This window comes from Pseudonocardia sp. TRM90224, assembly GCF_021245725.1.
In the GTDB taxonomy this organism is placed as follows: Bacteria; Actinomycetota; Actinomycetes; order Mycobacteriales; family Pseudonocardiaceae; genus Pseudonocardia.
Map to the genome: position 1 here is coordinate 1 of NZ_JAJGSX010000059.1, position 23,020 is coordinate 23,020.

Sequence of the window (23,020 nt, forward strand, 5' to 3'; positions counted from 1 at the left end):
TCTTGGTCCACCCGCGGCTTACACCGTTCGCGTGACACGCCCGAACCCGACGACGGACCAGAGTCCGAGGTCAACGAGCTGACCATCACCCGCCACCCCGACCGGGCCGGCGGGACCATCAAGGGCCGGTTCGACAACCCGGTCCTGTTCGCCACCATCGCCACCCTGATCGACACCAAGTCGAAGCCGGCCACCAGCGACGATCAGCGCAGCACCGGGCAACGGCAGGCCGAAGCACTCGCCGACATCTGCGGGTATGTGCTCGACCACGGCGACGTCCCCCGGGCCGGCGGGCACCGGCCGCACCTCAACGTGCACATCCCGCTCACCGAGCTGGAGAACCGGGTCCGCACCGCGATCCTCGACTTCGGCGGCAGCATCGCCACCAAGGATCTGCGGCTGCTCGCCTGCAACGCCGCAGTCATCCCGATCGTCATGAACGGCGACAGCCAACCACTCGACATCGGTCGCGCAAACCGCGTCATTCCCGACGGAATGCGACGAGCCGTCGCAGCCCGTGACCGGGGATGCGCCCGTTGTGGCCGACCGGCGAGTTGGTGCGACATCCACCATATTGTCGAATGGCAGAACGGCGGACCCACCGAAGTCAACAATTTGGTGATGTTGTGCAAAATGCATCACCGGGAGATCCATGCCACGGAATGGTTCGTGCGAATAGTGGATGGCCTGCCGGAGTTCATCCCACCCAGATGGGTGGATCCGGATCAGGTACCACGACGAAGTCCTATCGGCGCCCGGGTATGAACGCCGCCAGCACGAGCGCGAGCAGAGCGGCCGCCCCGCCGATTCCGAGCGCGACGGCGAAGCCGGTCGCCGATGGCACGTCGTGGCCGGCGAAGTGGATGCTCAGGTTTGCGAGCACCACGCCGATGACGGCGCTGGAGACCGACGTCCCGAGCGAGCGCGAGAGCGCGTTCAGGCCGTTGGCCGCGGCCGTCTCGGACGTCGGGACCGCCGACATGATCAGCGCCGGCATGGCGGCGTACCCCAGCCCGATGCCGGCGGCGATCACGCAGGAGGTCACCACCAGGCCGAGCACTGAGCCGGTGGCCAGCACGCCGAGCCCGTATCCGGCAGCGATCACGGCGGCGCCCGCCATCAGCGAGACCTTCGGTCCGCGGGCCGCCGAGAGCCGAGCGGCCGGTGTGGAGATCGCCATCATGACCAGCCCGCCCGGCGCCAGGCACAGGCCGGCGACCAGCAGCGACTGCCCGAGCCCGTGCCCCGTCGCCGTCGGCAGCTGCAGCAGCTGTGGCACGACCAGCGACATCGAGTACATGGCGAAGCCGAGCGCAACCGAGGCGAGGTTCGTCAGCAGCACCGGCCGCCGGCCCGACGTGCGCAGGTCGACGACCGGCTCGGCGATGCGCAGCTCCCACCACGCCCAGGCCAGCAGCACGACCACCGCCGCGGCGAGCAGCCCCAACGTCGCGCCGCTCGTCCACCCCCACTGCGCACCCTTCGTCACGGGAAGCAGGAGGCAGCACACCCGACGGCAAGGCCGAGCGCGCCGACGCCGTCGAACCGGCCGCCGGTGCGCACCGGCGACTCCGCGACGATGACGGCCACCAGCCCGGCCAGCAACACACCGAGCCCCGCAGAGATCCAGAACAGCATGTGCCAGTCCATGCTGTCCGCGACGAGCGCGGCACCCGGCAGCCCTAGCGCGCCGCCGACACCCAGCGACGACGACATCACCGCCATCGCCGAACCGAGCCTCTCGGCCGGCAGCACGTCGCGCATGATGCTGATGCCGAGCGGGATCACGCCGACCGCGCCGCCTTGCAGCGCCCGCCCGACGACCATCGGGACCAGCTCCTGCGACAGTCCGCAGACGACCGAGCCGAGCACCATCAGGCTGAGGCTGGCGAGCAGCACCCGGCGCTTGCCGTACATGTCACCGAGCCGGCCGGCAACCGGCGTTGCGACGGCGCCGGTCAGCAGCGTGGCGGTGAGCACCCACGACGCGTCGATCGGGGTCGCGTGCAGCAGCGCGGGCAGCTGCCCGACGATCGGCACGATCAGGGTCTGCATGAGCGCCACCGTGATGCCCGCGCAGGCGAGCACGGCGACGACGGCAGTGGGTCGTTCGGTTCGAAGAGCGCGATGTGCGACGGACGTCGTCATGCGCTACCAGGCCACAGGGAGCGCGGCGACGCCCCCGGTGATCTTGTCGTGGTTGACCGGCAGCTCGGACTCGTCGACCGCCAGGTGCAGGGTGGGGAACCGCTGGAACAACCGGCCGAACACCTCCCTCAGCTCGACGCGGGCCAGGCTCGCCCCCACGCAGAAGTGCCCGCCGTGCCCGAACGAGAGGTGCGTGTTGGGGCTGCGGGTGATGTCGAAGGTGTCCGGGTCGTCGAACGCCCGCGGGTCGAGGTTGGCGACGCCGTTGGCGATCAGCACGGCGTCGCCGCGCTGCACGTGCACGTCGCCGACCGTGATGTCGGTGCCGGCGTAGCGGGGGATGCCGCCGACCACCGAGGCACCGAACGACATCCGCAGGATCTCCTCGACGGCGCTGTTGACCAGCGACGGGTCGGCGAGCAGCCGGTCCTTCTGCTCCGGGTTCTTGATCAGCAGCAGAGTGCCGAGGTCGATCCGGGTCATCGTGGTCTCGTGCCCGGCGAAGAGCAGCCCCCTCGCGAGCTGCGCGGCCTGGTCGACCGTCATGCCGAACTCGTCGACGGCGCGCACGAGGTCGGAGAGCACGTCCTCGCCCGGGTTCGCCCGCTTCACGGCCAGCAGCTCCGCCGTGTACTCGAAGAACTCGGCCTCGGCGCGCCTGGCGGCCGCACCGTCGGTCACGTCGACCATCGCGGTCGACCACGCGCGGAACCTGGGGTTGTCCTCGAACGGCACGCCGAGCAGCTCGCAGATCACCATCACCGGCAACGGCATGCCGAGCAGCTCGTGGAGGTCGACCGGGGGCTCGGTCATGCCGTCGAGGATCGCGTCGATCCGCTCGCCGACCCGCTCCCGCAGCATCAGGATCCGCTTGGCGGAGAACCCCGGCGTGAGGATCTGCCGCATCTGGCGGTGGCGCTGCATCTCGGTCTCGAAGTCGCCGGTCGGCCCCGATACGACCGCGGCGTCGGAGATCCGAGCGGCGTTCTCCGGGTCGGGGTGCGACCGGCCGAGGCTCGGCTCCTTCAACAGCTGCTTGACCTCGGGGTAGCCGGTGGCCAACCAGGCGGTGTCACCGGTCAGGGTGCGCACGCGTGCGACGGGCGCGGTGCGCTGCAGCTCGCGGAAACGCGGTGCGACGTCGAGCGCGCCGCCATCGGTCGGGAACGGGAGCTGGTCCATTGCTGCATCTCCTGACGATCCGAGGATGACACTCACGAGTGTATACTCACCAGGAAACACTTGGACGCACTCGAGAGCAAGTACGGTCCACCACATGAGGGAAAGCTCGGACGGCCCACGGCGCCTCCTGCGCCGCGACGAGCGACGGGCGCAGCTGATCCGCGCGGCGGCGAGCGCGTTCGTGCGCTCCGGCTACAGCGCAACCAGCCTGGAGGACGTCGCCGCCGAGGCCGGCGTCACGAAGGTCGTCATCTACCGGCACTTCGAGTCGAAGCGCGACCTCTACCTCGCCGTACTGCTCGACGTCCGCGCCCGGATCCGCGCAAAGCTGGAGCACGACGGCGAGCCGCGCACGGACAGCGTCCACCAGCTCGCCGTCGCCGCGAGCGAGAACCCCGACGGCTACCGCCTGCTGTACCGGCACGCGCGGTACGAGCCGGAGTTCGCGGAGATCGTCAACGACATCAACGTTTCGACCGCCGAGATGACCGAAGCCCGCCTCCAAGCCCACATCCCCGACGACGGCCGCCGGGCGTGGATCGCGGCGCTGATCCCGACGCTCGTCGTCGAGAGCGTGCTGACCTGGCTCGACGCCGACCAACCCGGCTCCCCCGCCGAGCTCGCCGACACCATCGACCCGGTGCTGAAGCAGCTCGTCACCGGAGGCCGCTGACCTGCACCATCGCGTGCGCCCCCGACGTCCGCCAACCTGGATCCCCATCGAGCCGGCGCAGGCTGTCCTCGCCGACCCCGACGACAACCTCGGACTTCAAGGTCCGCAACGCCGCCCACCGCGCCCGGAACCCGTCGGCCGCGACGGCCGGGTCGGTCGTCGGCGGCCATGGCCGGTCGCCGACCAGCCGGCGGTAGTTCAGGTCGCCCTTCAGGATCGTCACCGCCGGCGGGGCGAACTGCGCGGCGAGGTCCGGCGGCATCTGCGCGATCTCGAGAGGCGCCACCCAGAACCAGTGGGTCCGCAGTGCGACCTGGCCGCTTCGGAACGCCGCCGCCAGCCGGCCCGCGATCCGCGCGGCGTTCCCGCCGGCCGCGGCCATCCGCCGGAGGCAGTCCGAGACGTCCGCCGCCGTCGCGTCGGAGACGAAGTACGGCGTCGGCTTCACGTGGACGATCACCTCGGCGGCCCGTCCCGATGTCATCAGCTCGTCGATCAGAACGAGATCCGCCAGCAGTTCGCGCCCCGCGTTGTCTGCGACGACCGCGACCCGCGCGGCCCGTCCGAACAGCTCCCAGAACGCGGCGGAGTCGTCCACGACGAGCTCCGCCGCCCGTTCCGCGGCGGGGGAGTGCAGCGCGAACCCGAGGTCGGCGCGGTTGCCCCACAGCGAGGCCGTCAATGCCGCGTCCACCCGCGCCTGCGCCGGCAGATCGGGCAGCTCATCCAATGCCGCCAATTCGGTGACCAGCCCGGGATCGGTCAGCTCGGCAGCCTTGCGGTCGGCGAAGGGATCGAGCCAGAACATCGGCCCCGGCTCGAAGAAGCCCACGGCATCCAAGATGCTGCGGTAGAAGAAGCTCTCCGCCCAGAGGAACGGCACCTCGTCCCAACGCCGACCAACCCGCTCCGCACCCCACAGCTGCCAGGCGGCCGCGTCGAACGCCCGCTCGCCGAGCGGCCGGATCAGCTCGTCCCCGGCCAGCCTGCGCAGCGCCGCCACCTGCCGCGGCCCGTACGGGTGCGCGGCAAGCACCTGCTCGACCAGCGCGGGGTGGCGCTGGTGGATCACCGTCCACGCGAACGAGCTGGGGTCGGCGCTGTCGAGCATGGGCGGGCGGTCGGGTTGCTGGGGAACGACGGACGACGGGTCGGGGATCAAGTGCCGCACCCGCCCAGCGTGGCAGTACCTCCCTCCGTGCACGTCGTGGAGCGCCGAGCCATCGGCGCCGGGTGTAGCGATCGCTATACTTCGCGGGTGGTGACCGGAGATTGGCAGGTCTATGTCGTCAACGAGGTACGCGACTGGATCGACTCACTCGACGCTGCTACCCATGCGAGGGTCGTGCAGAGCGTTGACCTGCTGGCCGAGGTTGGTCCCGGCCTCGGCCGACCGCTGGTCGACACGATCCACGGCTCGTCGATCGGCAATCTCAAGGAGCTCAGACCCGGCAATGTAAGGATCTTGTTTGCGTTCGACCCTTGGCGCGACAGCATCCTGCTCGTCGCTGGTGATAAGTCCGGTCGCTGGAAGGAGTGGTACGTCGACGCTATACCGCTAGCCGAAAAGCGCTACGCACAGTACGTCGAGGAGCGCGACGCGGAGGAGGAAGGACGAAAATGACCAGCTACACGGCATGGAGTGAGATCCGGGCCGAGCACGTCGCGAGGGCGGGCGGCGAGGAGGCCGTCGAGGTAGGCAAGGGCGAGGTGCTGGCCGAGGTTGTCGGACACCGCCTCGCCGAGCTGCGCCGAGCCCGTGGCCTGACCCAGTTGCAGGTCGCCGAGCGGATGGGCGTGAGCAAGGGGCGCGTGTCCCAGATCGAGCGCGGCAAGGTCTCGGGGCAGGACGTCATCGCGCGGTACGCCATCGCGCTGGGCGGACGGCTCCACCAGGCGATCTACTTCGACGACGGGAACATCGCGGCGATCGCCTGAGACACCGACTCAGGTCGACGACGGCGCGGGCCGATGCCTCGCCGTCCGAGGTCCGGGAACCCGAGGCTCGTGTACCCGGGTGCGCGCTTGCGCAACGACGACGCGAGCACAGGTGTGTCGATGTCGTGGTAGTCGGCGGCCGGCGCGCGCCTGCTCAGCCGTCAGATCCAGGAGCCGTCGAAGCCGAGCGTTCTCCGCACGCAACTCGGCCAGTTCGACCTCTGGCCTCACGTGCGACATCGGAGTCGATCCTATCCACCGCGCTGGAGCGTCACGCCATGAAGATCGCGATGCCCCGGTCGTGCGCGTCGGCCTCGCGCATCCAGTCGACGCACGACTCGATCGCGGCGAGCACCTCGTCGTCGACCTCGTCCCGCTGCTCGGGGGGGCTCGCGGCCCACTGGGCGAGCCCCTCCCGGCAGGCCTCGACGGTCCACTCGCCGTAACAGGGCAGGTCGCTAGACGGGATCGGGGCCGGCGGGGTGTCGTAGACCGCCTTCACGCCGACCGCCTTCACGCCGAGCTGCTCGAACCCCTTGTCGACCTCCTCCAACCACGCTCCGCGGAACGGCGAGAAATGGTTGTTGAACAGGTAGCGGCCGTGGAACTCGCAGATCATCTGGTAGGCGTAGCCGTACTGGAACGCGAAGTTCTTGTCGAACGGCCCACCCTCGATCACCGCGCGCAACGCCTCGTAGCGCGGCGGGGCACCGTCCTGGATCTGGTCCTCGAACCACTCGTCGGCCTGGGCCATCTTCTGCTTGAATCGGCCGCCGATCATCCGGCGCAGCTTGACGTCGCCGGAGCCGATCGCGCCGCGCACCAGCGCGAGATCAACGAGGTAAACACTCAGTCCGTAGCTCACGAACGCCACCCTACGGATGAGAAATTCGGTCAGTACGCCTACCCAGACCTTTCAGCGCGCCCCGACCACTTGCCGCGTCAGCCCCATCCGCACCGCCGTGTTGCCGAAGCTGAGCAGCGCCATCACCACGATCAGCACCCAGAAGATCACGTGTGGCCAGTGCTCGTGCTCGACCAGCTCCCAGGTCTCCTTCAACGCGATCAGCGCGGCGCCCCCGGCGACGAAGAACCACCCCGTCGCCTTGTTGACGAACCCGATGAGCCCGGCGCGCTGTTCGGCGGTCAGCGTCTGCAGGACCTCACGGCGGAAGCGGCGCGACCGGCGCCGGCGGAGCCAGTAGGCGACGGGCGGGAGGAGCCACCACCACGGCGAGACCGGCGGGTGGTGATCTTTCGCGGCCGTGCCGGCGGCCACGATCTGGTCGCGCTGGACGTCCTCCTGCTGCAGTTCCAGCGCGGCCTGGAAGATCGGGCCCGCGACCAGCAGCCACGACCCGAAGAAGCCGGACCAGACGATCGCCGTTCCCATGCACCGCAGGTTGACGGGGTAGCGTCAGCCGATCATGACGACGTGAGGGGTGGGCGCGGTGCACACGTCCAAGAACACCGGCGACGAGCGGATGGCCCGGCGGGCCGGTTGGGCGTCGTTCATCGGCACCACCGTCGAGTGGTACGACTTCTACCTCTACGCCGCAGCCTCCGCGCTCGTGTTCGCGCCGCTGTTCTTCGACTCCGCGCCGCCGGCGGTGGGCGTGCTGCTGTCGTTCGCGACGTTCTGGGTCGGCTTCCTCGCGCGGCCGCTGGGCAGCATCTTCTTCGGGCACCTCGGTGATCGCGTCGGCCGCAAGAAGGCGCTGGTCAGCACGATGCTGCTGATGGGGATCAGCTCGGTGGGCATCGGGCTGCTGCCGACGTCGGCGCAGATCGGCGTCTGGGCGCCGATCATGCTCGCGGTGCTGCGGATGGCGCAGGGGTTCGCCGTCGGCGGCGAGTGGGGCGGTGCCGTGCTCATCGCGACCGAACACGCCGACCCACGCCGCGGCTACGTGTTCGGCGCGTTCGCGCAGCAGGGGTCGCCGGCCGGGCGCATCCTCTCGACGCTCGCGTTCCTGCTGGTCTCGCAGCTCCCGAAGGAGGAGCTGCTCGCGTGGGGCTGGCGGGTGCCGTTCCTGGCGTCGTTCGTGCTGGTCGCGGTCGGGTTGATGATCCGGTTGGGGTTGGCGGAGACGCCGGCCATGGTCGAGCTGCAGCAGGAGCAACGCACCGCGCGGGTGCCGTTCGCCGAGCTGATCCGCGGGCACTCCCCGGCCGTCCTGCTCGGCATGGGCGCGGTGCTGATCGTGTTCGTGCTGGTCTACGCCCGCGACACGTTCGCGCTCGCCTGGGCGACAACCTCGCTGGGATTCACGGCGAGCGACTTCCTGCTGATCGTCCTGCTGTCGAGCGTCGTGCAGTTCATCGTGCAGCCGTTCGGGGTGGTGCTGGCCGCCCGCTGGGGCGTCCGCCGCGCGGTGACGGTGCTGCTGAGCCTGGTGGTGCCGGCGCTGCCGGCGATGTTCCTGCTGATCGGCACGGGCAACTGGTGGCTCGCGCTGCTCGGTGCCGTGGTCGCCACGATCCCCGACGTCATGTTCTACGCGATCATGGCGGGGATGTTCGCCGAGGCATTCCCGGCGAACATCCGCTACTCCGGCATCTCCACGACCTACGCGCTCTCGGGCACCGTCGGCGGCGCCACCCCGGTGATCATGCAGGGGTTGGCGACGCTGACCGGCTCGATCATCGCGCCCATCGGCTTCGCCGTGACCGTGGCCGTGCTCGGGGTGTTCTGCGCCCGGGCGTTCATCGACCTCGCCGCCCGGGCGCGGCAGGACGAGGCCATTACATGAAATGGATCTCCGCGACAGCTACCCGCGGCGCTCCTCCGGCAGGTTCTGGACGTGCTGGAACCCGAACCGGCCCTTGATGCAGAGGTGCCCGTGGGTCACCGAATGGTCCGACGGCGACGTGACGTTGACGATCTGCCCTTGCTGCACGTGCAGTTCGAGGTTGCAGCCGACACCGCAGAACGAGCAGATCGTCGTCGTGACCGTCTCTTCTTCCGGATGCCAATCCCCCGCCTCGCGCAGCTCGTGCTCGCTCACGGACTTGAGCGCGCCCGTCGGGCACACGCCGATGCAGTTGCCGCAGTAGACGCAGGCTGAATCGGGCAGCGGATTGTTCATCTCGGTGGCGATGCGGGCGTCGAACCCGCGGCCGGCCGCGGAGATCGCGAACGTGAACTGCGCGTCCGTCCCGCAGGCCTTGACGCACTTGTAGCACATGATGCAGCGGCTGTAATCGCGCACGTAGAGGTCGTTGTCGATCTTCACCGGCTGCGCGACGGTCTCCGCGGTCGTCCCGTCGGGGGTGTGGTGGTGGCCGGCGTGGCGGGTGTCGCGGTCGTCGGCCGGCGGCGCGGGCGGCCCGTACCGCTCGGCGTCGACGCCGTACTCGTCCATCCAGCGCTGCACGTCGGGGCTCGCCTGGGACATGTCGGTGGACGACGCGAGCAGCTCCAGCACCATGCGCCTGCTGTGGCGGACACGCTCGGAGTCGGTGTTGACGACCATCCCGTCCTCGGCCTTGCGCGCGCACGACGGAACGAGCACCCGGCTGCCCTCGACCTCGACGACGCAGACGCGGCACGCGTTGATCGGGTTGAGGTTGGGCGCCCAGCACAACGTGGGCGTGTCGCCGTCCGGCATCGCGTCGAGGATCGTGGCACCCTCGGGGACGCGCACTTCCGTGCCGTCGACGGTCAGCGTGACCAGCCTCCGGATGCCGCCGAGCAGCACCGGTTCGGTGATCGTCATCGGGCCCTCCCGTTCGTGCTGGTCGGGGGATCGAGCAGCCCCAACGCGAGCGCCGACTTCACCGCCGCGGGCGCGGTATGCCCGAGCCCGCAGATCGACGCGTCCTGCATGACCTTCGCCAGGTCGTCGAGCAGCGCGAGCTCGGTGGCCCGCGAACCCAGCGGCGCACCGCGGACCAGTCGCGCCAGCGCCTCCTCCTGCCGCACGGTGCCGACCCGGCAGGGCACGCACTGCCCGCACGACTCGTCGCGGAAGAACGCGGCGATCCGCCGCAGCATCGCGGGGACGTCGGCCGCGGTGTCGATGGCGAGCACGACACCGGACCCGAGCGTCGCGCCGATGCCGCGGGTGCCCTCCAGGGTGAGCGGGACGTCGAGCTGGTCGGGTGTCACGAACCCGCCGGCGGCGCCCCCGAGCAGCACAGCACGAAGCTCCCCGCGCACCCCGCCGGCCAGCATCAACAGCTCGCGCAGGGTGGTGCCGAAGTCGACCTCGTACACGCCCGGCGTCGATACCGCGCCGGCGACGCAGAACAGCTTCGTGCCGGTCGAGCGGTCGCCACCGATCGACGCGAACGCCGGACCGCCGACCGCCAGCACCTCGAGGACGTTGTAGAGCGTCTCCACGTTGTTGATCACGGTGGGCTTGCCGAACAGGCCCTTGACGCTGGGGAACGGCGGCTTGTTGCGCGGCTCGCCGCGCAGCCCTTCCAGCGAGTTGAGCAGCGCCGTCTCCTCGCCGCAAATGTAGGCGCCCGCGCCGCGCCGCAGCTCGATGTCGAACGTGAAGCCCGCGCCGAGCACGTCGGCGCCGAGGTAGCCGCGGGCCCGCGCGGCCTCGATGGCGTGCTGCAGCCGCCGCGTCGCAAGCGGGTACTCGCCGCGGATGTAGAGGTAGCCGCGCTCGCAACCGGTGGCGTAGCCGGCGATCGTCATCGCCTCGACCAGGCCGAACGGGTCGCTCTCCATGAGCACGCGGTCCTTGAACGTGCCCGGCTCCGACTCGTCGGCGTTGCAGACCAGGTAGTGCGGCCGCTCGGGGGCGCGCGCGACGCCGTCCCATTTGACGCCGGTGGGGAACGCTGCGCCACCGCGGCCGGTGAGCGCGGAGTCGGTGACCTCCTTGATCACGCGGGTCGGGCCGAGCTCGACGGCCCTGCGCAGCGCGGTGTAGCCGCCGTGCGCGCGGTAGTCGTCGACGCTCTCCGGGTCGACCAGCCCGATGCGGCGCAGCAGGCGCAGGCCGGCGCGGTCGCCCGCGGTTTGGGGGACGCTCACGCTGGTGTCGTCGAAGGCGCGGTCGGCGGCCGGCCGCTCCTCGACGGGCGCGGCCAGCTCCGCCGTCGCCGCTTCCGCGGTGGCGGGCGCGATGCTGACGTCCGGACGTCCGGCGCGCTGCAGCAGCACCGCGGGCGCACGCTCGCACAGGCCGAGGCACGGGCTGCGGACCCAGCAGGCGTCATCGCCCTTGCCCTCCGGGCCCAGCTCGGTGGTGAGCCGGGCGGCGATCTCCTCGCCGCCGTTCGGGCCGCAGGCGATGTCGTCGCAGACGTGCACGACGTGCGGGGCGCGCGGCTCCACCACGAGCATCGCGTAGAAGGTCGCCACCCCGTACACGTCGGCGGGCGGGACGGAGAGCACCCGCGCGAGGTGGTTGAGCGCGCCGGGGCTGATCCAGCCCTCCGCGTCCATCACCGCGTGCAGCGCGGGCAGCAGCAGGTGGCGCCGGTCGCGTGCGGCGTGCCCGGAGTCGGTGAAGTACGCGTGCTCGCGCACCACGTCCCCGGTGGCCCGGGTGTGCTCGGCCAGCACCGCCGCGACGGCTTCCTGAACGGCGGGCGACGCCACCGCGTCCGACAGGCGCAGGTCCACGCGTTACTCCCCGGCCGCCGGCACGGCCGACGGCAGCTTCTCGATGCGGATGGCGGTCGCCTTGAACTCCGAGGTGCCCGACTTGGGGTCCCAGGCGTCGTTGGTCAGGACGTTGACGTCGACCTCCTCGGTGAAGTGCGGCGTGAACGACGCGAGGCCCGGGCGCAGCGCCGGGTCGAACCACACCGGCGCCTCCACCGCGCCGCGGCGCGAGACCACCCGCACCCGCTCGCCGTTGACGATGCCGAGCTGCGCGGCGTCGGTGGCGTCCATCCGCAGCGACTCCCTGCGGCGCAGCGGCGAGGAGTACCCGCCGGTCTGCACGCCGGAGTTGTAGCCGTCGAGCACCCGCACCGTGGTCAGCCGGATCGGGAAGTCGTCGGTCAGCGTGTCGACCGGCGGCACGTGCTCGACGGGCTGGAAGGCCGCCGGGACGCCGCGATCGGCCTCGTTCTCCGCCCAGAGCCGGGCGTGCAGGAGCGGCGTCCCGGGATGGTCCTCGTCGGGGCACGGCCACTGCAGCCCACCGAGCGCGTCGAGCCGCTCGTAGGACATGCCGTGGTGCCAGTTCAGCGAGACCGACCGCAGCTCGTCCCACACCTGCTCGGCGGTCGGCTCGCCCCAGTTCGCACCCAGCCGATCGGCCAGGTTGCAGATGATGTGCGTGTCGGGACGGGCGAGGCCGGGCGGGTCGATCGCCTTGCGCACGCGCTGCACGCGGCGCTCCGAGTTGGTGACGGTGCCTTCGTACTCGCACCAGTCGGCCGCCGCCGGGAACACGACGTCGGCCAGCTCGGCCGTCGCGGTGCGGAAGATGTCCTGGACGACCAGGGTGTCGAGCCCTTCCAGCATGTGCCTGGCGTGGGTGGCGTTCGCCTCCGACTCCGCGGGGTTCTCGCCGATGCAGTAGAGCGCGCGCAACCTGCCCGTCTCCATCGCCTCGAACATCTGGGAGAGGTGCATCCCGGGCTTCGGTGAGATCGTCGCGCCCCAGGCGGCCTCGTAGCGGGCGCGCGCCTCTGCGTCGCCGAGGTCGTAGCCGCCCGGCAACTTCGCCGGGATGGCCCCCATGTCGCCGCCGCCCTGCACGTTGTTCTGCCCGCGCAGCGGGACGAGACCGGAGCCGTAGCGCCCGACGTGCCCGGTCAGCAGCGCGAGGTTGATCAGCGCGAACACGTAGTCGGCGGCGTTGTGGTGCTCTGTGATGCCCAGCGTCCAGCAGATCTGGGCGCGGTCGGCGCGGCCGTAGGCGTGCGCCAGCTCGCGGATCAGCTCCGCGGGGACCTTGGTGATCTCCTCGGCACGTTCGAGCGTGTAGGGCTCGACGGTGGCGCGGTACTCGTCGAAGCCGGTGGTCGCCCTGCGCACGAAGGGCTCGTTGACCAGCCCGGCATGGATGAGCTCGCGGCCGATCGCGTTGGCCAGCGCGATGTCGGTGCCGACGTCGAGACCGAGCCACGCGTCGGCCCACTGGGCGGTGGACGTGCGCCGCGGATCCACCGAGTACATGCGGGTGCCGGACTTCAGGCCCTGCAGCACGTGGTGGAAGAAGATCGGGTGTGTCTCACGCGCGTTGGAGCCCCAGAGCACGAGCAGGTCGGCGTGCTCAGCTTCGACGTACGCCGAGGTGCCGCCACCGGCACCGAACACAGTCGTCAGACCGACGACGGAGGGAGCGTGTCAAGTTCGGTTGCAGGAGTCGACGTTGTTGCTGCCCATCACCGCGCGCGCGAACTTCTGCGCGGTGTAGTTCATCTCGTTCGTCGCCTTCGAGCAGCTGAACATGCCGAACGCGTCGCCGCGGTGGGCCGAGAAGCCGGCGGCGGCCCGGTCGAGGGCCTCGTCCCAGGTGGCCGGCCGGAGCCGGCCGTTCTCCCTTACGAGCGGTTCGGTCAGCCGAACGTGCCTCGGGGTGCGCAACCCTCGCATCGGCGTCTCCTTTGATGCCACAGATCGGATCAGTCCCACGATAACCATCCGTCGACGGCAGAAGGAAGGCGCGCGACCTGAGTGTCGACGGTCAGGCCGATGCCCTGCGGCGCAGCTCGGTGGGCAGCACCACCGGGGGCATGCTCGCCGCCCCGGAGTCGATCTGTTCGAGCAGCATGCGGGTCATGGTGCGGCCGATCTCCTCGTAGGGCTGCGCGATCGTCGTGAGCGGAGGGTCGAACGTCGCCGCGAGCGGGTTGTCGTCGAACCCGACGACACGCACGTCCTCGGGCACCCGCCGACCCGCGGCGCGCAGCGCGCGCACGGCGTCGAACGCCAACCCGTCGGTCGCGGCGAAGACCCCGTCGATCGGGAAGTCGGCCGACTCCTCCCGTCGGAGCAGCTCCGCCATCGCCTCCTCCCCCGCCCCGTGCCCCATGAGGCGACGCCCCTCCACCACCAGCGCAGGATCGACGAGCCGACCTGCAGCACGCAGCGCCGTGCCGTAGCCCTCGTAGCGGGCGCGCGAGTCGAGGTTGCGCATCCCGCCGGTGATCATCGCGATCCGCCGGCATCCGGCCGCCATCAGGTGCTCGACCGCCTGCCGGGCGCCCCCCTCGTTGTCGACGGTGACGCACGCGCCCGCGATCCACCCGTCGGGCCGCCCCGCGATCACCATCGGCATACCGATCCGGCGCATGTCCCACGGCCGGGAGTCCCCGGCCTCCAACGACAGCAGCAGCACCCCGTCGACGACCTGCCGGGCGAGGTAGGACTCCAGCCGTGACTCGTCGTCGTTCAGCGCGATCACGAGCTGCCGTCCGCGCGCGGTGACCTCCCGGCTGACGCCACGCAGGATGCCGCCGAAGTAGAAGTCGTCCGGCCGCATCAGCTCGTCGTCGGAAAGCACGAACGCGATGGCGTCGGTCCGCCGCGTGACGAGCGAGCGCGCGGCGGCGTTGGGGACGTAGCCCAGCACCGCGATGGCATCCTCGACAGCCCGCTTCGCCTCTGCCGAAACCCTCGGCGAGCCCGTGACCACGCGTGAGGCGGTGCTGCGTCCCACCCCCGCCACCGCAGCGACGTCGTCCAGCGTCGGGCGGCGCGCGCCGGGGCGCTCGCTGATGATCATTACCACCCCTCGTCCGGATCGAACCCCTACATACAAGCACTGATCATCGTCACGGGGCCGGCGGGCCACGTGGACATGGGAACGATCCCACCGATCGTTGACACCATCGCTCCGGTCTTGCGACGATCGGTGTGGTAGCGCTCCCATCAATATGCCCGTGAGCCGATCACACCCGTAGGAACGCAAATGCAGCACCCCTTTCCAGCCGGCGCCCTCAGCCCCTACGACCCGGAGCACAGCCCGTCGGTGCAGCTGTACGAGGCCGCCGCTGCCGCTTCCACGTACGGCCACGTGCGGGTCGGCTACCACAACCACGCCTGGGAGCCGGCTCCGCTCGCCGACCCCGCAGCGCTGCTGCGCCGCCTCGGGAAGCGGGTCCACGCCGTCCACCTGGAGGACGGCCCGCTCGACGGCGACACGGCGCAGCAGCAACCGCTCGGACACGGGGCGATCGACGTCGCCGAGATCCTGGGTGCCGCTCCGGCGCTCGACCTCGCCGTCGTCGAGTTCGACGACTACGGGGGCGACATCTTCGACGCCGTCGAGCGCTCGTTCACCTTCCTCGAAGGCGAGCTCGACGAACGGAGGCAGCGCTCATGACCGTCGGCGTCGGGATCATCGGGGCGGGCAGCATCTGCCCGGCGTACCTCGAGAATCTCGTCCGGTTCCCGGACCTCACCGTGCCCGTCATCGGCGATATCCGGCCGACCGCCGCCGCCGCGCTGGCCGCCGAGTTCACCATCCCGGAGAGCGGCGGACCGGGCGCCGTCTTGAGCCACCCCGATGTCGAGATCGTGCTCAACCTGACCACACCCGCGGCCCATGCGGAGATCACCGCCGCCGCGCTCGACGCCGGCAAGCACGTCTACAGCGAGAAGCCGATCGCGCTCGACCCGCGCACGAGCGCCGAGCTGCTGGCCACCGCGGAGCGGGCCGGACTGCGGCTGGGCTGCGCTCCCGACACCGTCCTCGGCGCGGGCATCCGAACGGCGCTCGACCTGATCCAGGATGGCAGCATCGGCATCCCGCTCAGCGGGCTCTCGCTGTTCCAGTCGCCCGGTCCGGAGTGCTGGCACCCCAACCCCGAGTTCCTCTTCCAGGAGGGTGCCGGGCCGCTGTTCGACATGGGGCCCTACTTCCTCACCACGCTCGTCCACGTCTTCGGGCCGGTCGCCACCGTCGCGGCCACCGCGTCCGTCGGCCGGCCCGTGCGCACAGTCGGGTCGGGTCCTCGTGCGGGCACCACTTTCGATGTCGACACCGCCACCCACATCAGCATGCTCATCCAGTTCCTGAGCGGTCAGCACGCCCAGGCCACCTTCAGTTTCGACTCCCCGCTCTTCCGCACCGACTTCGTCGAGATCACCGGCACCGACGCCACCCTCGCGCTACCCGATCCCAACCGGTTCGGGGGCGAGCTCCTGCGCCTCGGTCGATCCGACACCCCGCGGTGGGAGACGATCCCGCTCGCCGGCGCCAGCGTCGGCCGCGGCATCGGTGTGCTCGACATGGCCAGAGCCATCCGCGCGGGCGAACCGCACCGTGCTTCCGCCGACATCGCCCATCACGTGCTCGAGACGATGTCCGCCGCCGCCGAGTCGGCCCGGACCACCTCGTTCGTCGACGTCACGAGCAAGGCCGAGCCGACCGTCCCGCTGCCGGCCGAATGGGATCCGTTCGCCCGGACCCTTTGAGCCTGCGACCCTGCCGGCCGCGCACAGATGTGCTGCACTGGCGGGATGGCAGGCGTCGGGGATCGGCTACTGGAAATGGGCTTCGGCAAGCCGCGCGGCCTGCTCGGCCGCATCGGCGGCCGGCTGATGGCACGCGGCAACGCCGCGACCGAACAGCATCTCGTGGATCTCGCCGAGCTGCAGCGCGCCGACGACGTGCTGGTCGTCGGGCCGGGTCCCGGCATCGGGGTGCAAGCAGCCGCAACGCGCGCTCACCACGTCGTTGCGGTCGACCCGTCCGAGGCGATGGTGGCCGCCTCCGCGCGGCGATGCGCGACGTCGATCGACGAGGGCGTCGTCGAGGTTCGGCTCGGCGATGCCGAGAACACCGGACAAGGCGACGCGTCGGTCGACGTCGTGCTCTCGGTCAACAACGTCATGCTCTGGCCGGACCGGCACGCCGGCTTCACCGAGCTGCGCCGCGTCCTGCGCCCCGGGGGTCGGATGCTGCTGTCCGTCCACGAGAAGTGGCTGCCGGGCGGGCTGAGCGGGCTGCGTTCCTCCGTCGCGGATTCGGGCTTCACGGATATCGAGACGTGGACGTGGGAGCCGCCCGGCCGCGGCGCGACGACTGCGGCTCAGCTGCGGGCGCGCCGGGAGTGACCCGCCCCACGGCCGAGCTCAGGACGGTTCGGTGAGGAAGCCCAGCACCGCGTCGAGGAACTCCGCTTCGCCTTCGACGTTCGCCATGTGCACGGTCGGCAGGAGCGTGAAGCGCGCTCCGGGGACGATCGCGGCGAGCTCCTTGCCGTGGTCCGCCGACGTGACGGTGTCGTGCTCGCCCGCGATGACGAGGGTCGGGTTGCCGATGAGGGCGGCCGTGCGGCGCAGGTCGTAGTCGCGCACCGCGGCCCAGCTGCCGGCCACGCCTTCGCGGCGGGTGGCGAGCAGGGTGCGGCGGAAGCGGTCGACGACCTCGTTGCCGCCTTCCAGCATGGGAGCGGGGAACCAGTTGCGCAGGAACATGTCCGTGGTCGCCTGCATGTCGGGGGCCGCCAGCAGGTCGGCGATCGGCTGGTTCCACTGCTGCGGCGGGCCGAGGTACGCGGCGGTGTTGGAGAGCACGAGGCGCTCGACGCGCTGCGGCGCGTGGATGCCCAGCCACTGTGCCACGATCCCGCCGAGCGACAGGCCGAGGACGTGCACCCGCTGGAGACCCAGCGCGTCCAGCAGCTCCAGGACGTCGCGGCCGAGCCGGTCCAGCGAGTACGGGCCGGACGGCACATCGGAGTCGCCGTGGCCGCGGGCGTCGTAGCGCAGGACGCGGAAGTGCTCGGTGAGAGCCGGCACCTGGCCGTCCCACATGTGCAGGTCGGTGCCGATGGAGTTGGAGAGCAGCAGCACCGGCAGGTCCTGGGCGCCGTCGAAGCGGTAGGTGATGCGGACGCCGTCGCCGGTCGTGATCGTCGAGTTGGTCATGCATTCGAGGCTAGGCAGAATGCTGCAGATAGCTATTACAAAGATCGGACGCACTCTGTACGGTTCATCAACAGTGTCCGAGTACACGCTCCATGAGCTGCGCTGCTTCGACGCCGTCGTGCGCGACGGCGGTTTCCAGGCTGCCGCCGAGCGGCTGCACCGCTCGCACCCGTCGGTGTTCTCGGCGGTGGCGAAGCTCGAACGCCAGCTGGGCCTGGAGCTGCTGGACCGGTCCGGCTACCGGGTGCGGCCCACCGAGGCCGGGCAGGCGTTCCACCGCAAGGTGCGGCTGCTGCTGCACGAGGCCGAGGAGCTGCAGACCTACGCCGAGCAGCTGGCGGTGGGCGAGGAGGCCGAGCTGCGGGTGGTCATCGGCGACCTGTGCCCCCTGCCGCCGGTGCTCGGGCTGCTGGGCAGCTTCTTCGCGCAGCACCCGCAGACCCGGCTGCACCTGCAGTTCGAGGCGGTGACGGGCCCGTGGGAGCGGTTGCTCGACGAGAACGCCGACCTGATCGTGCACCGCGTCCCCAAGAGCGACGTCCGGATGGAGTGGGTCGATCTCGGCAAGGTCGCGATGGTGCCCGTGGTCGCACCCGGGTTCCTGCCCTTCCCACCGACGCCCGACCTCACCCCGCAGCGGATGCAGGCCTTCACCCAGTGCGTGCTCAGGGACTCGGCGCAGCACCCGGCCGAGCCGGGCCACTACCTGGTCGAGGGAGCGCCGCGGTGCACCGTGCCCGACCACCTGATGAAGAAGGAGCTCGTGCTGCACGGCATGGCGTGGGGCCACCTGCCGCGGTTCCTGATCGAGCCGGAACTGCGCGACGGCCGCCTGCTGTCGATCGCCGGACAGCACTTCCCGGGGGTGATCGAGGACCTGTCGGCCGCCCGCCGCCGCGACCGCCCGCACGGACCCGTCGCCGAACGGCTGTGGGAGCACCTGGCCGGCCAACCGCCGGTGCTGCGGCCGGCGCTGGGGCGCGTGCCGGGGGTGAAGGCGGCGGCGCGCTAGCCGTCACCCGTCGTCACCCCCCACGTGTGCGCGGGTTGCCAGGAAAGCCACTTTCCTGTCCTGTGGGGACAGGAAAGTGGCTTTCCTGAACTCCCTGGCCACTGCGGAGGGTGACGGTGGCCCCCTGCTCGGGATCGATCAGCCCGATCGATCACCGCATTAACGATTCGATCTTGTCGGGCCGCACCGCCGCGATCGAGCATCGCAGAACACGGAATTCAGCCGTCCGTGATCCCGACGGAGAGGGTGGTCCGGCCATCATGTTCGAACGTCGATTGGGCGCACTGAGCGATCGGCTACTGGAAGTTCTCGCACCCCGGGCAGCTGCATCGGCTGCGAACTGCACCTACCGCAGATGCGCGTGCCTGGCCGTGAGCCCTGGCGCATACCGGTGGTTCCACGAGCTGTGGGACCAGCAGAAGGACACCCGGTGCGGTCCCTGCGTCAACTCGGGCGTGGTCTGCCCGTCGTAACGTCACACAGCCCGTGGTGTCCGCAAACAGGTCATGCCCTGTGCGGGCACCACGAGGTGGTCGAGGTGTGCCGGACCGATACTTTTCGCGCCTCCGCGAGGTCTTCCCCTCATGGGCACAGGTATCGACTTCACCGAGGCGACCGAGCCGCACCGCCGCGGCCTGCTGGCGCACGGCTACCGGATGCTCGGCGCCTGGGACGAGGCCGAGGACGCGGTGCAGGAGACCTACCTGCGCGCCTGGCGGGCCTTCGACCGGCTCGAACACCCGGAACTGGCGCGGGTGTGGCTCTACCGCATCGCCACCAACGTCTGCCTCACCGCGCTGCAGCGGCGCGCCCGCCGCGAGCTGCCGTCCGGGCTCGGCGGGGCGAGCGACCCCGACACCGGGACGGACCGGCATGCGGCGTGGATCCAACCGATGGCCGACCTGGCCGTCGCCGCCGACGAGAACGACCCCGCGGCCGTCGTCACCTCCCGCGAGAGCATGCGGCTCGCGCTGATCGCGAGCCTGCAGCACCTCCCGCCGCGGCAGCGGGCCGTCCTCATCCTGCGTGACGTGCTCGCGTTCCCCGCCGCCGAGGTGGCGGCGATGCTGGAGACGAGCACGGCCGCGGTCAAGAGCAGCCTCCAGCGGGCGCGGGCGCACCTCGACGCCGTGGCGCCGGTGCAGGAGGAGCTGCTCGAACCCGACGACGCGCGCGCCCGCGAGCTGCTGAAGCAGTACGTGGCAGGTTTCGAGAACGCCGATTTCGCCGCGCTGGAGGCGGCGCTGCGCGCGGATGCCGCGCTGGAGATCGTCCCGTCCGGCTCGTGGTTCGCCGGCAAGGTGGCCTGCATGGCGATCCTCCGCGATGCCATCGGCGCGCCGGGCGCCTGGCGGATGCTCCCGACCGTCGCCAACGGTCAACCCGCGGCCGCGGCGTACCTGATCGGCGACGACGGCCGCCACCACGCCTTCGGGATCGGCTCGCTCACCATCACCCCGGCCGGCATCGCCCGCATCGTTGCGTTCGGCGACGCCGGCCTGGTGCAGCGGTTCGGCTTCCCGCCGGCCGTGTGAGCTACCCGACGAAGTCCTTGGCGAACCGCCGCAGCTGCTCCTCGCTGGTCGGGTCCTCGAAGCCGACGACGAGCTCCTGCACACCGGCCGCCTCGTACGCGGCGATGCGTGCGCGGACGGTCTCGGGTGTACCGATGAGGCCGTATCCGGCGAGGTCACCCGGGAACGCGAACTCGGCGCCCGGCGGCACCATCGCCCGCGCCTCCTCGTCGGTGTCGCGGATGATGCAGGCCGTCGTCGACGTGCGGTGGATGCTCGTGAAGTCGCGGCCGACGTCGTCGCAGTGCCGGCGCAGGATCGCGAACTTGCGCTCCAGCTGTTCCGGCGAGTCCATGATGTTGCAGGCGTCGGCGTAGCGCGCCACCAGGCGCAACGTGACCTTCTCGCCGCCGCCGGCGATCATCAGCGGGATGTGCGGCGTCTGCACCCCCTTCGGCTCGTTGAACGCGCCGCGCACGCGGTAGAACTCGCCGTCGAACGTGGTCTCGGCCTCGGTCCACATCGAACGGATGATCTGGGCGGCCTCACCCAGCTTGCGCAGCCGCTCGCCGGCCGTCCCGAACTCGTAGCCGTACTGGACGTAGTCGGGCTCCCACCAACCGGCGCCGATGCCGAACGTCAGGCGGCCGTGCGAGATCACGTCGAGCGTCGAGGCCATCTTCGCCTGCAGCGCCGGGTTGCGGTAACCGTTGCCCGTCACGAGCTGGCCGAGCCGCACCCTCGACGTCTCGCGGGCGAGCCCGGTGAGCACCGACCAGGCCTCGAAGAGGAGCTCGGACGACGGCGGGATCGTCGTGAGGTGGTCGGGCACCCACAACGTCTCGTAGGCGCACTCATCGGCGGCCCGCGCGAGCCGCACGATGCTCTCGTAGGCCTCCACCGGGTCGGGGACGCCGGCGAACTCCTGTGCAAAACCGGTGGGAAGGAAGATGCTGAACTTCATGCCGGTAAAGACCAGCAAGGCAGAGCGGAGGAATCGCTTACGTGAGCTCGCAGAGCACCGTGCCTTGCGCGACGGTGTCCCCGACCGCCACCGCTAGGCCCGTCACGATGCCGGCGTGGTGGGCGACGACGTGGTTCTCCATCTTCATCGCTTCGAGCACGGCCACGACGTCGCCGGCGGCCACCTGCTGGCCGTCGGCCACCGCCACCCGGACGATCGTGCCCTGCATCGGGGCGGCCACGGCGTTCCCGGAGACGACGGTCGCGGCGTCGCCGCGCAGCGCTGCCGCCTCGCGCCGGATGGAGTCGCCGCGCTCGCCGAGGTGGGCGAGCCCGGGCACCCGCAGCGACAGCACCTGCCGCCCCACCCGGACGGTGAGCTCGTCGGACACCGCGGCGCCCGACCAGGGCTCGATCTCGCCGTCGAAGTCGGTCTCGATCCACCGGTTGTGCACGGCGAACCGGTCGCCTGCGAAGTCCGGGTGCTCGACCACCTGCCGGTAGAGCGGCAGCGGCGTCGGCACCCCCGCCACGCGCACCTCGGCGAGCGCCCGCCGGGCCCGGTGCAGCGCCTCCGCGCGGTCGGCACCGCTGACGACGAGCTTGGCGAACATCGAGTCGAAGCGACCGTCCACCCGGTCGCCGGCCTCGATCCCGGCGTCGACGCGGATCCCCGGCCCCGACGGCATGGCGAACGTCGTGACGGTGCCCGCGGCCGGGACGAACCCGCGGCCGGCGTCCTCGCTGGTGAGCCGGAACTCGAAGGCGTGCCCGCGCGGCTCGGGATCGGTGTCGGCGAGCAGCTTCGCCCCCGCGGCGATCCGGAACTGCTCGGCGACGACGTCGATCCCGGTCGTCTCCTCCGTCACCGGGTGCTCCACCTGCAGCCGCGTGTTGACCTCCAGGAACGAGATCAGTCCGTCCTCGCCGACCAGGTACTCGACGGTGCCCGCGCCGCTGTACCCGACAGCCCGGCAGATCTCCTTCGCCGACTCGTGGATCACCCGCCGCTGCTCCGGCGCCAGGTTGGGCGCCGGTGCCTCCTCGACGAGCTTCTGGTTGCGCCGCTGCAACGAGCAGTCGCGCGTCCCGAGCACGACGACCGTGCCGTAGCCGTCGGCGAGCACCTGCGCCTCGACGTGGCGGGCGCGGGCGAGGAACCGCTCCACGAAGCACTCGCCCCGCCCGAACGCCGCCGTGGCCTCGCGTGTGGCCGACTCGAACAGCTCCGGGATCGACGCGGCGTCGTGCACGACCTTCAGGCCGCGCCCGCCGCCGCCGAACGCCGCCTTGATCACGAGCGGCAGCCCGTGCTCGCGCGCGAAGTCCTCGATCTCGGCCACGTCCCGCACCGGCTCCTCGGTGCCGGGCGCGAGCGGCGCCCCGACGGACCGCGCGATCCGCCGCGCGGTCACCTTGTCGCCGAGGTCCCTGATCGTCGCGGGGGACGGCCCGACCCACACCAGCCCGGCGTCCAGCACCGCCTGCGCGAAGTCGGCGTTCTCGGCCAGGAACCCGTAGCCGGGATGGACGGCGTCGGCGCCGGACGTGACGGCCGCACCGACCACCCCGTCGATGTCGAGGTAGGCCGCGGCGCCGTCGCCGGCGAGCCCGCGCACCTCGTCGGCGAGCCGTGTGTGCAGCGCCCCGCGGTCGGCCTCGGCGTGCACGGCGACGCTGCGCAGCCCGGCGTCGCGGGCGGCCCTGATCACCCTGACGGCGATCTCGCCGCGGTTCGCGACCAGCACCGTGTGCAGCTGGTTCCTCGGTTCGTCGGAGAGCACCGT

23 protein-coding genes are annotated in these 23,020 nt (G+C 71.0%); 10 read left to right on the forward strand and 13 right to left on the reverse strand.

Translation table 11 applies throughout. The annotated features are described in order from the left end of the window. Window positions 1-765, forward strand: a 765-nt coding sequence (locus LL648_RS39950) for an HNH endonuclease (protein ID WP_232668177.1), incomplete at its 5' end; no start/stop codon positions are given. Here LL648_RS39950 and LL648_RS45610 read toward each other — a convergent pair. Genes LL648_RS45610 through LL648_RS39960 form a run of 3 tightly spaced genes read right to left on the reverse strand, consistent with a single transcriptional unit; the run spans window position 746 to window position 3,330 of the window. Then, window positions 746-1,489, reverse strand: a complete 744-nt coding sequence (locus LL648_RS45610; protein ID WP_308190452.1) for an MFS transporter — start codon at window positions 1,487-1,489, stop codon at window positions 746-748. The two genes, LL648_RS39950 and LL648_RS45610, sit on opposite strands and share 20 nt — an antisense overlap. Continuing rightward, window positions 1,486-2,148, reverse strand: a complete 663-nt coding sequence (locus LL648_RS45615) for an MFS transporter (RefSeq protein ID WP_308190453.1) — start codon at window positions 2,146-2,148, stop codon at window positions 1,486-1,488. Before LL648_RS45615 ends, LL648_RS45610 begins: the two co-directional genes overlap by 4 nt. Window positions 2,149-2,151: 3 nt before the next feature. Next, window positions 2,152-3,330 (reverse strand): cytochrome P450, encoded by a 1,179-nt coding sequence (locus LL648_RS39960; protein WP_232668178.1) that lies wholly within the window; start codon window positions 3,328-3,330, stop codon window positions 2,152-2,154. Between the two features lie 94 nt (window positions 3,331-3,424). Between LL648_RS39960 and LL648_RS39965 the strand changes: the two genes are divergently transcribed. After that, the gene (locus LL648_RS39965; protein WP_232668179.1) at window positions 3,425-4,003 is read left to right on the forward strand and encodes a TetR/AcrR family transcriptional regulator; all 579 of its coding nucleotides are present in this window, start codon (window positions 3,425-3,427) and stop codon (window positions 4,001-4,003) included. Here LL648_RS39965 and LL648_RS39970 read toward each other — a convergent pair. Beyond that, entirely contained in the window at window positions 3,987-5,174 is a 1,188-nt protein-coding gene (locus tag LL648_RS39970; RefSeq protein ID WP_232668180.1) for a damage-control phosphatase ARMT1 family protein, read from the reverse strand. The genes LL648_RS39965 and LL648_RS39970 overlap by 17 nt on opposite strands. An 87-nt stretch (window positions 5,175-5,261) precedes the next feature. Here LL648_RS39970 and LL648_RS39975 point away from each other — a divergent pair, with 87 nt between their 5' ends. Together LL648_RS39975 and LL648_RS39980 are read left to right on the forward strand one after the other, a co-directional pair. Further along, window positions 5,262-5,627 (forward strand): type II toxin-antitoxin system RelE/ParE family toxin, encoded by a 366-nt coding sequence (locus LL648_RS39975; protein WP_232668181.1) that lies wholly within the window; start codon window positions 5,262-5,264, stop codon window positions 5,625-5,627. Further along, the gene (locus LL648_RS39980; protein WP_232668182.1) at window positions 5,624-5,941 is read left to right on the forward strand and encodes a helix-turn-helix domain-containing protein; all 318 of its coding nucleotides are present in this window, start codon (window positions 5,624-5,626) and stop codon (window positions 5,939-5,941) included. Before LL648_RS39975 ends, LL648_RS39980 begins: the two co-directional genes overlap by 4 nt. Before the next feature lie 271 nt (window positions 5,942-6,212). Here the strand turns inward: LL648_RS39980 and LL648_RS39985 are convergent, their stop codons facing one another. Both LL648_RS39985 and LL648_RS39990 read right to left on the reverse strand, forming a co-directional pair. Next, a complete protein-coding gene (locus LL648_RS39985) occupies window positions 6,213-6,806 on the reverse strand; it encodes a DUF7691 family protein (protein WP_232668183.1) in 594 nt (197 codons plus the stop codon). A 51-nt stretch (window positions 6,807-6,857) separates the two neighbouring features. Then, window positions 6,858-7,334: a hypothetical protein gene (locus LL648_RS39990; RefSeq protein ID WP_232668184.1), complete on the reverse strand. Its 477-nt coding sequence runs from the start codon at window positions 7,332-7,334 to the stop codon at window positions 6,858-6,860. Window positions 7,335-7,392: 58 nt separating this feature from the next. Between LL648_RS39990 and LL648_RS39995 the strand changes: the two genes are divergently transcribed. Then, window positions 7,393-8,694 (forward strand): MFS transporter, encoded by a 1,302-nt coding sequence (locus tag LL648_RS39995; RefSeq protein WP_232668185.1) that lies wholly within the window; start codon window positions 7,393-7,395, stop codon window positions 8,692-8,694. 18 nt (window positions 8,695-8,712) lie between these two features. Here the strand turns inward: LL648_RS39995 and LL648_RS40000 are convergent, their stop codons facing one another. The 4 genes from LL648_RS40000 to LL648_RS40015 form a co-directional block, all read right to left on the reverse strand. After that, window positions 8,713-9,660 carry a 2Fe-2S iron-sulfur cluster-binding protein gene (locus tag LL648_RS40000; RefSeq protein WP_232668186.1) on the reverse strand — a complete coding sequence of 316 codons (948 nt, stop codon included), beginning with the start codon at window positions 9,658-9,660 and terminating at the stop codon, window positions 8,713-8,715. Further along, window positions 9,657-11,531, reverse strand: coding sequence for an NAD(P)H-dependent oxidoreductase subunit E (locus tag LL648_RS40005; RefSeq protein ID WP_232668187.1), 1,875 nt, complete (start codon window positions 11,529-11,531; stop codon window positions 9,657-9,659). Before LL648_RS40005 ends, LL648_RS40000 begins: the two co-directional genes overlap by 4 nt. A 3-nt stretch (window positions 11,532-11,534) precedes the next feature. Beyond that, a complete protein-coding gene (locus LL648_RS40010; RefSeq protein WP_232668188.1) occupies window positions 11,535-13,460 on the reverse strand; it encodes a molybdopterin oxidoreductase family protein in 1,926 nt (641 codons plus the stop codon). Window positions 13,461-13,551: 91 nt separating this feature from the next. Beyond that, window positions 13,552-14,592 (reverse strand): LacI family DNA-binding transcriptional regulator, encoded by a 1,041-nt coding sequence (locus LL648_RS40015; RefSeq protein WP_232668189.1) that lies wholly within the window; start codon window positions 14,590-14,592, stop codon window positions 13,552-13,554. 186 nt (window positions 14,593-14,778) lie between these two features. On the opposite strand from LL648_RS40015, the gene LL648_RS40020 reads away from it, so the two are divergent. From LL648_RS40020 to LL648_RS40030, 3 genes are read left to right on the forward strand one after another with little or no spacing between them, the layout of a single operon-like run. Next, window positions 14,779-15,192 carry a sugar phosphate isomerase/epimerase family protein gene (locus tag LL648_RS40020; RefSeq protein ID WP_232668190.1) on the forward strand — a complete coding sequence of 138 codons (414 nt, stop codon included), beginning with the start codon at window positions 14,779-14,781 and terminating at the stop codon, window positions 15,190-15,192. After that, window positions 15,189-16,286: a Gfo/Idh/MocA family protein gene (locus LL648_RS40025; protein ID WP_232668191.1), complete on the forward strand. Its 1,098-nt coding sequence runs from the start codon at window positions 15,189-15,191 to the stop codon at window positions 16,284-16,286. Before LL648_RS40020 ends, LL648_RS40025 begins: the two co-directional genes overlap by 4 nt. Before the next feature lie 45 nt (window positions 16,287-16,331). Further along, entirely contained in the window at window positions 16,332-16,928 is a 597-nt protein-coding gene (locus LL648_RS40030; protein ID WP_232668192.1) for a class I SAM-dependent methyltransferase, read from the forward strand. 18 nt (window positions 16,929-16,946) lie between these two features. Here the strand turns inward: LL648_RS40030 and pcaD are convergent, their stop codons facing one another. Next, the gene (pcaD, locus tag LL648_RS40035) at window positions 16,947-17,744 is read right to left on the reverse strand and encodes a 3-oxoadipate enol-lactonase (RefSeq protein ID WP_232668193.1); all 798 of its coding nucleotides are present in this window, start codon (window positions 17,742-17,744) and stop codon (window positions 16,947-16,949) included. Window positions 17,745-17,817: 73 nt separating this feature from the next. On the opposite strand from pcaD, the gene LL648_RS40040 reads away from it, so the two are divergent. Then, on the forward strand, window positions 17,818-18,756 hold the full coding sequence (locus LL648_RS40040) for a LysR family transcriptional regulator (RefSeq protein WP_232668194.1): 939 nt from the start codon (window positions 17,818-17,820) through the stop codon (window positions 18,754-18,756). Window positions 18,757-19,340: 584 nt separating this feature from the next. Next, on the forward strand, window positions 19,341-20,291 hold the full coding sequence (locus LL648_RS40045; RefSeq protein WP_232668195.1) for an RNA polymerase subunit sigma-70: 951 nt from the start codon (window positions 19,341-19,343) through the stop codon (window positions 20,289-20,291). Between the two features lies 1 nt (window position 20,292). Here LL648_RS40045 and LL648_RS40050 read toward each other — a convergent pair whose 3' ends face one another. Together LL648_RS40050 and LL648_RS40055 are read right to left on the reverse strand one after the other, a co-directional pair. Further along, complete coding sequence (locus LL648_RS40050) at window positions 20,293-21,234, reverse strand: LLM class F420-dependent oxidoreductase (RefSeq protein WP_232668196.1); 942 nt, start codon at window positions 21,232-21,234, stop codon at window positions 20,293-20,295. A 37-nt stretch (window positions 21,235-21,271) separates the two neighbouring features. Then, window positions 21,272-23,017, reverse strand: coding sequence for an acetyl/propionyl/methylcrotonyl-CoA carboxylase subunit alpha (locus tag LL648_RS40055; RefSeq protein WP_232668197.1), 1,746 nt, complete (start codon window positions 23,015-23,017; stop codon window positions 21,272-21,274). Window positions 23,018-23,020 lie beyond the last annotated feature (3 nt).